Annotated in this window: 8 protein-coding genes and 1 pseudogene; all 9 read right to left on the minus strand. The window is 66.2% G+C overall.

Features of this window, described 5'->3' with window-relative positions:
- A pseudogene (locus tag ENN83_RS03825) lies at positions 1–597 on the minus strand (capsular biosynthesis protein); the annotation flags it as partial.
- Between the two features lie 106 nt (positions 598–703).
- Positions 704–1000, minus strand: coding sequence for a hypothetical protein (locus ENN83_RS03830; protein WP_287184275.1), 297 nt, complete (start codon positions 998–1000; stop codon positions 704–706).
- A 262-nt stretch (positions 1001–1262) separates the two neighbouring features.
- On the minus strand, positions 1263–2156 hold the full coding sequence (locus tag ENN83_RS03835) for a glycoside hydrolase family 26 protein (RefSeq protein ID WP_287184276.1): 894 nt from the start codon (positions 2154–2156) through the stop codon (positions 1263–1265).
- 10 nt (positions 2157–2166) lie between these two features.
- A complete protein-coding gene (locus tag ENN83_RS03840; protein WP_287184278.1) occupies positions 2167–4011 on the minus strand; it encodes a glycosyltransferase family 2 protein in 1845 nt (614 codons plus the stop codon).
- The gene (gene galE / locus ENN83_RS03845; protein WP_287184279.1) at positions 3995–4996 is read right to left on the minus strand and encodes a UDP-glucose 4-epimerase GalE; all 1002 of its coding nucleotides are present in this window, start codon (positions 4994–4996) and stop codon (positions 3995–3997) included. The genes ENN83_RS03840 and galE overlap by 17 nt, the downstream gene beginning before the upstream one ends.
- Before the next feature lie 9 nt (positions 4997–5005).
- On the minus strand, positions 5006–5971 hold the full coding sequence (locus tag ENN83_RS03850; protein WP_287184280.1) for a UDP-glucuronic acid decarboxylase family protein: 966 nt from the start codon (positions 5969–5971) through the stop codon (positions 5006–5008).
- A 296-nt stretch (positions 5972–6267) separates the two neighbouring features.
- Positions 6268–6753, minus strand: coding sequence for a bacterioferritin (gene bfr / locus ENN83_RS03855; protein ID WP_287184281.1), 486 nt, complete (start codon positions 6751–6753; stop codon positions 6268–6270).
- Positions 6743–7003 (minus strand): (2Fe-2S)-binding protein, encoded by a 261-nt coding sequence (locus tag ENN83_RS03860; protein ID WP_287184282.1) that lies wholly within the window; start codon positions 7001–7003, stop codon positions 6743–6745. Before ENN83_RS03860 ends, bfr begins: the two co-directional genes overlap by 11 nt.
- A gap of 91 nt (positions 7004–7094) precedes the next feature.
- On the minus strand, positions 7095–7498 hold a 404-nt coding region (locus ENN83_RS03865), incomplete at its 5' end, for a TOBE domain-containing protein (protein ID WP_287184283.1).

Consider the following 7498-nt stretch of genomic DNA (forward strand, 5'->3'; position numbering starts at 1 on the left):
CGCCAGCGCATCCCCATCCCCCTGCCCCACATCGGCCCGGCGCGAGGCGCGCGCGGTGAGGTTCGCGCCCAGCGCGCGCCAGCCCTCGCCCTGCCGGGCCGGGTCGGCGGCGGCCCAGTCGCGGTAGAAACCAGGGTCGCGCGGCAGGGCGTTCTGCGCGTTCACGCCCAGCGGGTCGAGGGTGATCCGCCCCGGAAAGGGGGCGAGTTCCGCATATAGCCGCCCTGCACCTGCATCCCGCGCCCCTTCCATGAAGGCGCGGCGCGAGCCGGTCAGCCCGTTCCAGCAGACGGCAACGGCGCCGGGCTGGCGGGTGAAGAAGCGGCGCGACCAATTGTATTGCGCTGCGATCAGCGCCCGTTTCAGCGCCCGGCCAAGCCGCCCCCTGGGCTGGCGCTTGGCCACGGCCAGCGCGGCGGCGGCGCGTTCTTGCGTTTCGGGAAAGTTGCGGAACGACAGCCCGATCAGCGGCAGGCGCCGCCCGCCGCCCGATTGGCTGGCAATCGCGGCGAAGATCGCGTCCTTGCGGCGAGTCCATTCGGCCAGCCAGACGATCACCGGTGGCGCGCTGGTGTCTCTGGGGTCTGGGGGTCTCATGCCTCTGGTCCCTGCCGCTGCCGCAGGCCCGGCCGGAACCCGGACACGCCCGCCTGCATGCCGGGCATAGCCCGGAACGGGGGCGTGGGGAAAGAGGCGCGGGGCCCTAGCGGGTGAAGCAGCTGGGCCGCTTGCCGAAGCCCGAGGCGGTGCAGATATAAGTGCCGCTGCCATGGCGGGAATCGAACCGGCTGGCCATGGCCTTGCGTTCGCGCATGGACAGCGACCTGTCCGCCCGGGGCGCGGGGTTCAGCCAGCGCATGACCGAGGCGCCGACGATGGCCGGGCGCTGTACAATCTTTCCCTCGGCCGCGGCCGGGGCGACACTGGCCATCGTTCCGGCCGTCGCCAGCGCGGCGATCAGCGGAAGAGCGGCGCGGAATGGGCGTCTTTTCAGTCGCATGACGAGTTTTTCCTGCGTTGCCTGTCCACGAGTGCTCGACACAAGGCCGCCCTGCCCGGCATGCACATGGCGGTGCCGAACCAGGCCGAAGGCCCCAAGCAAGATGAGCGTCGTCGAGTGGTGGCGCCTTTTTGTGGCATTGCGATGGCAATGCCGAGACCGCACCGCGCAGACCCGCCGTCACAGGCAATAAACTGCCGAGGGCCGCCCGATTTCCGGGCGGCCCTCGGCCGATTTTCGCGTCGGGGATGTATCCCCGCGCCTATTCGTCGATCACGCGCGAGTCAAAGCGCCAGTTCGGCAGGCCGTAGCCGTCGGGCCAGGGATAGACCTCTTTCTGGTTGAAATAGACCACGGCGACCAGGCTGGGGAACTCGGGATAGATCAGCCGAATCTCGCTGTCCCATTTCGCGACATAGTCCTCGCTGCCGGAATAGCCCAGTTCGGCCACCACCACGGGCTTGCCGAATGGCTCGGCGCGGGCGTAGCGGGGCGCGAGGATCGACTCGAAGGACTGTTCCGCGCCGAGGATCTCGCGCTCCCATGGCTGGAGGCCAAAGACCGACAGACCGACGATGTCCACATAATCATCGCCGGGATAGTATTCGGCAAGATCCTCGAGGCCGAGCGGCGACCACATGTAGTTCGCCCCGGGCGCCTGGGCACGGCAGACATCCACCATGCGGCGATAGGCGGCAATATAGGTCTCCGGCTCCCAGTCGGCCCAGATGAACTGGCCGCTTTCATCCTCCATCTCATGCGCCCAGCGCACGGTGACGGGGCTGTCGAACAGGTTCAGCACGGCGCAGATCGAGGCCATGTAGCGGTCATAGTCGCCCGAGGCGATGCCCTGTTGCAGGATCTCGGGGGTGTTGCGCTCGCTGCGGTTCCAGGTCCAGGGCTCGATCGTGGCCAGGATCGACCGGCCGCGCGCCAGCGCATAGGCATCCGCCTCGATCAGGCTGGGCAGGAACACGTCTTCCCAGGGCAGGAACAGGTGTTCGATTGTGACCTCGGGATCGTCCGCGAACAGCCCGTCCGGATCGTAGACGCCAAAGGGCAACTCGCCCGGGGGCGCGGATTCCGCAAGCGCGGCGCCGGACAGCGCCAGGCTGGCGGCCAATGCGGTCATTGCGGGTTTCAGAGCGTAGGCCATGATGCGTTCCTCACTCGATGAACGGTCTGCGGTCCTGCCGCGCAAAGGGAAGGTCGAACGAATAGCGCATCGACCTTTTGCCCCCTTGCCCGGCCCCGGAGACCAGGAATTCCACCTTGGTGAACTGGTAGGGTCCCAGTCCGGTGGACAGATAATGCAGGCTTTGCATGCCCCTTAGCCAGCCCGAAAACACCAGCGTGACCGCCAGCGCCAGGGCGATCGCCACCTGCGGACCCAGGCGCAGCGCATTGCCCATCCAGCCGAGGCCAGTCTGGCGGATATGATGCGTGAGCGCCACGCCGAGAACGGCGAGATAGAGGGCTGCGTTCAAAAGACACAGCAGGTAGAAGCCGGCCGAGTTCTCGAGATGTTCGACGGCCAGAACCGGCAGGATCGCCGCTGCCGCGATCACCATGTAGGGCAACAGCACCCGGAACGGCATCCGCGTGGCCGCCGACGTGCCCTTGGGCGTGATCCGGAAATCGACGAAACGGCCCGTGAGACTGTCGCGCACCGCCATCAGGCATCCCCACAGCACCCAGGGCCATTGCGCGCATTGGAACAGCCCCTTTTCCCAGCTGATGACCTTGGCATCAGTCGGGCGGAACAGCCCGTCGGCCTTGAGCTGATAGGCGATCAGGATGAAGGCCAGCACCACCGGCGCGCTATGGCCGACAAAGGCCGGGTAGGTGACATTGGCGAAGCGCATGTCGAACAGGACGGCCGTGATCGGCACAAGCAGCGTGGCCGCCATGAAGAAGGCAAAGCCCGGATACCAGAGCTGCGAGAACAGGAACTGGAACTTGAGGATCGGCCGCAGCCCCGAGAAATAGCCCGGCGTATAGCGCAGGAACAGCGTCACCAGGCTGCGCGACCACTGGAATTCCTGGGTCAGCATGTCGGCGAAGGTCACCGGTCCGTCGCCCACCGCGATGGCGTCGAAGGCATGCACCCCGCGCCAGCCGAAGGCGTTCATCATCATCGAGGTCGAATGATCCTCGGCCAGTTCCGGCCCCAGCCCGCCGATCTCGCGCAGCGCCACCGTGCGCACCGCGTAATGCGAGCCGATGCACATCGGCGCCCAGCCGTTCGAATAGCCCGCCTGCAGGATGCCGTGGAACATCCCCTCGTGATCGAGCCGCATCCGCGCCGCCCAGCTTGTCGCCGCATTGCCGGCGCAGATCGAGGGCGCGCTGACATAGCCGACCTCCGGATCGACGAAACCGCGCAATACCTCGCGCAGGTAGCCGGGCTGGGGGACATGGTCGGCGTCAAGCTGCGAGACGAAGTCGTATCCGTCATAGCCGTAGCTGTCATAGAAGAAGGCAAGGTTGCCTTCCTTGCAGCGGGTCCGGCGCGGCCAGTCCTTGCGGTGGTAGTCGGGCCGGTCCTTGCGGGTCGAGACCTTGACGCCATGGGCGGCGCACCAGGCCAGCGTCTCTGGCGCGGGATCCTCGTCGGCCAGCCAGGTGTCATGCGGCCAGTCCTGCGCCAGCATCCCCTCAAGCGTGCGGCGCACCACCTCGAAGGGTTCGGACGGGCTTTTCGTCACGACCATGGCCACCCGCGCGCCGTTCAGCGCCGCCAGATCGCCCGAGGGGCGCACGGCGCGCAGCATCACGGTCAGGTAATAGACCTGAAGGAACATCACCCAGGCCACGGCCAGCGTGATGACCACATAGCGGAAGGTCCCGATATTGTGGTGCGGCTGGAACCACCAGACCCAGAACCACAGCGCCGCCACGGCCCAAAGCAGCACCGACAGCCAGTAGCGCAGCTTCATGCGCGGCGTGTAGACCGAAACAAGATGGTGCGGACGCGGGCGCGCGGTCCTTGCGTCAGGGCGTGGCGTCATCACCGGGCTTCATGCCGAAGGCCCGCGCCGCATCGGCAACGGTCGCGTCAAGGTCGCAATGGCGGGCCGTGAACCCCAGCTCCTCGCGCGCGCGGGTCGGGTCGGCGACCAGCGCGGGCGGATCGCCCTCGCGGCGCGCGACCTCGTTCACGGGCACCGGGCGGCCGAGCACGCGACCGACGGCGGCCAGCACCTCGCGGTTGGAATGGCCGGTGCCGGTGCCAAGGTTGACCGCCACGCTGTCGCCGCCCGCTTCCAGATGGCGCAGCGCGGCCAGATGCCCCTCGGCCAGGTCGCAGACATGGATGTAGTCGCGGATGCAGGTGCCGTCGGGCGTGGGGTAATCGGTGCCGTAAAGATCGAGTGCCGGACGCCGCCCATCTGCCGCGAACAGCGCCAGCGGCAACAGATGCGTCTCGGGGTCGTGGCGTTCGCAAAGCGTGCCGTCGGGATCCGCCCCGCAGGCATTGAAATAGCGCAGCGCGGCATAGCGGATGCCATGGGCGCGGGCGAAATCGGCCAGCATCCATTCGCCGATCAACTTGGTCCGGCCGTAGGGGTTGATCGGGCTCTGGGGGGTATCCTCGGTGATCGGCAGGCGTTCAGGCACGCCATAGGTAGCGCAGGACGAGCTGAAGATCACGCGGGCAAGCCCGGTCTCGCGGCACGCGGTCAGAAGCCCCAGCATGCCGTTCACGTTATTGTCGTAGTAGAAGCCCGGATCGCGCACCGAATCGCCAACATAGGCCGCAGCGGCAAAGTGGATCACGGCCACAGGGGCGTGGGCGCGGATCGCCTCTGCAACGGCCGCAGCGTCGCGGGTATCACCCCGCACCAGCGGACCCCAGCGCACCGCGTCGGCATGGCCGGTCGAGAGATTGTCATAGGCCACCGGCAGCCAGCCCGCCTCGGCCAGCCGCTTGCAGGTATGAGAGCCGATGTAACCGGCACCGCCGGTGACCAGAACTGCATTCGACTGGGGCAAGGTCCGCTCCTATTCTCCGGTCTTGCCCTGATGGATGCTTTCCGCGAAATACGCGATGGTGCAATCCAGCCCCTCGGCAAGCGGCACGCCGGGCGCCCAGCCCAGCAGCCGGTCGGCCAGTGCGATATCGGGGCGGCGCTGGCGCGGATCGTCCTGGGGCAGCGGTGCAAAGGTCAGGGGCGAATCCGAGCTCGTCTTGGCAAGCACCATTTCGGCCAGTTCCAGCATCGTGAACTCGCCCGGATTTCCCAGATTGACCGGACCCAATCCACGCCCCGGCGCGGCCATGAGCCGCATCAGCCCTTCGACCATATCGTCGACATAGCAGAAGGACCGCGTCTGCCGGCCGGTGCCATAGACGGTCAGCGGCGCACCGGTCAGCGCTTGGACGATGAAGTTCGACACCACGCGGCCGTCATCGGGGCTCATCCTCGGGCCGTAGGTGTTGAAGATCCGCGCGATCCGCGCATCCAGCGCGTGGCTTTCGCGGTAATGGTAGAACAGCGTCTCGGCGCCGCGCTTGCCCTCATCGTAGCAGGCGCGCGGACCCACGGGGTTGACGCTGCCGCGATAGGTTTCGGGCTGCGGGCTCACGGAGGGATCGCCATAGACCTCGGAGGTCGAGGCCTGGACGATCCTCGCGCCGTTTGCGCGCGCCAGTTCCAGCATGTTCATCGCCCCCAGAACGCATGTCTGGAAGGTGTGGATGGGGTCGCGCGCATATTGCGGCGGCGAGGCCGGGCAGGCGAGGTTGAAGATCTCGTCCACCGCCTCGTTCGGATCGAAGGGGGCGATCACGTCATGCTGCACGAAGCGAAAGCCGGGCCTGCCGATCAGGTGCGAGATGTTCGCGATCGAGCCCGTCATCAGGTTGTCGAGACAAATCACGCGGGCGCCTTCGCCCATCAAGCGATCGCACAGATGAGATCCAAGGAAGCCCGCGCCCCCTGTAACCAAGACCACTCGTTCAGCCATCCAATGCACTCCTCGCTATCTGGCGGGAATATGGCACCGGAAAATCGCCCTGCCCAGAAAAACACGCTCTAAAACCATGATTAAGGCCAAGACTTAGGTATTTCCGCACCAATTGTCCCAAGCGCCCGGAATTGTCCCGCGATCCTGCCGGGTCGCACCGGGCCAGGACGGGCCTGAGGCTTCAATCATGGCGAGTGTGTGTGGGGGGGGGGGCGGCCGCCTTACCCGTCCATCGACCGGGGGGCGTCAGTCAGGGCGTGGCGGCCACAAGGGCCGCCAACGCCGGGCGGAGGGCCTTATTCGGCCTTGTCTATCCTGCTTGCGTTAAGATGTGCATAGTTCTCGGGACCGATCCGCGCGAGCAGGTCAAGCTGGGTTTCGAGGAAGTCGATATGCCCCTCCTCGTCGGCCAGAAGCTCGTCGAACAGGTGCTTGCTGACATGGTCGCCAACGCTGGCGCAGTATTCGCGCGCCTCCTTGTAGAGCGCATGCGCCTCATGCTCGGCCGCAAGGTCGCATTCCAGCGTTTCCTTCGGGGTCTGCCCGATCCGCAGCGCATCGAGCTTCTGCAGGTTGGGATGGCCTTCGAGGAACAGGATGCGCGCCACCAGCTTGTCGGCGTGGTTCATCTCCTCGATGCTTTCCTCGCGGCTCTTCTTGGCCATATGACCAAGGCCCCAATCCTCCTGCAGGTGGAAATGCAACCAGTACTGGTTGACCGCCGTCAGTTCGCTGCGCAGCGCACGATTGAGATAGTCAATGACCTTGGGGTCACCCTTCATGTTGATCTCTCCTTTGTGGGTCCGGGATCGGATTGCGAAGCCCTTGAAGTTCGCGGGGAACTTCAAGGTTCGGATTCACCAGCATCGTATCAAGGAAGACAGGCAGACAGCACCCGCAATCGGAGGAAGTGCCCAGCGCGTGAAAGATCCTGCCCGGCGTGATGATCGTTTGCCTGTCTGATGAGCGCATCCAGTCTATGGCGGCGTGTATGTCGCGGTCAGGGATGTTTCGGCAATGGCAGACGATCATGGCGCAGGATCCCGGCGGCGAACACGCAGCCCCTTATTCCTGAGAGATTTTGTCGACAAAGTCAATCGGGATCCTCCCGCCGGGCTTTCGCTCAGAGGCTCCGGCCCGTATCGGCGTCGAACAGCTTGGCCTTGCCCATGTCCACCTCGAAGCGGAAGGCGGCGCCGGGCGTGGCGATATCCTCTGGGCGGACGCGGGCGACCAGGTCCTGCCCGCCGATCTGGAAGACCAGCATCGTGTCGGGGCCGGTGGGTTCCACCACCTCGACCGACGCCTCGAACAGGTAGCGGTTCGGCCCCGGCAGCTTGGCCCCGGCCGCAAAGATCGTTTCCGGGCGCAGGCCCAACACCACCTCGCGGCCATCGGTCAGCCCCTCGCCCTGCCCGGCGGGCCCGTCGAGGGGAAAGCGGATGCGTTCACGCGCGCCGCGGGGCAGGACAAAGACCTGCCCGTTCTCGTGGAACAGCCGCCCGGGGATCATGTTCATCGGCGGCG

The organism is Rhodovulum sp., from assembly GCF_011048875.1.
Taxonomy (GTDB): domain Bacteria; phylum Pseudomonadota; class Alphaproteobacteria; order Rhodobacterales; family Rhodobacteraceae; genus Rhodovulum; species Rhodovulum tesquicola.

Bases quoted from the DNA above. Each gene is read 5' to 3' on its own strand.
- ENN83_RS03830 (WP_287184275.1), bottom strand. From the start codon at position 1,000: ATGCGACTGAAAAGACGCCCATTCCGCGCCGCTCTTCCGCTGATCGCC.
- ENN83_RS03835 (WP_287184276.1), bottom strand. From the start codon at position 2,156: ATGGCCTACGCTCTGAAACCCGCAATGACCGCATTGGCCGCCAGCCTG.
- ENN83_RS03840 (WP_287184278.1), bottom strand. From the start codon at position 4,011: ATGACGCCACGCCCTGACGCAAGGACCGCGCGCCCGCGTCCGCACCAT.
- ENN83_RS03850 (WP_287184280.1), bottom strand. From the start codon at position 5,971: ATGGCTGAACGAGTGGTCTTGGTTACAGGGGGCGCGGGCTTCCTTGGA.
- bfr (WP_287184281.1), bottom strand. From the start codon at position 6,753: ATGAAGGGTGACCCCAAGGTCATTGACTATCTCAATCGTGCGCTGCGC.
- ENN83_RS03860 (WP_287184282.1), bottom strand. From the start codon at position 7,003: ATGATCGTCTGCCATTGCCGAAACATCCCTGACCGCGACATACACGCC.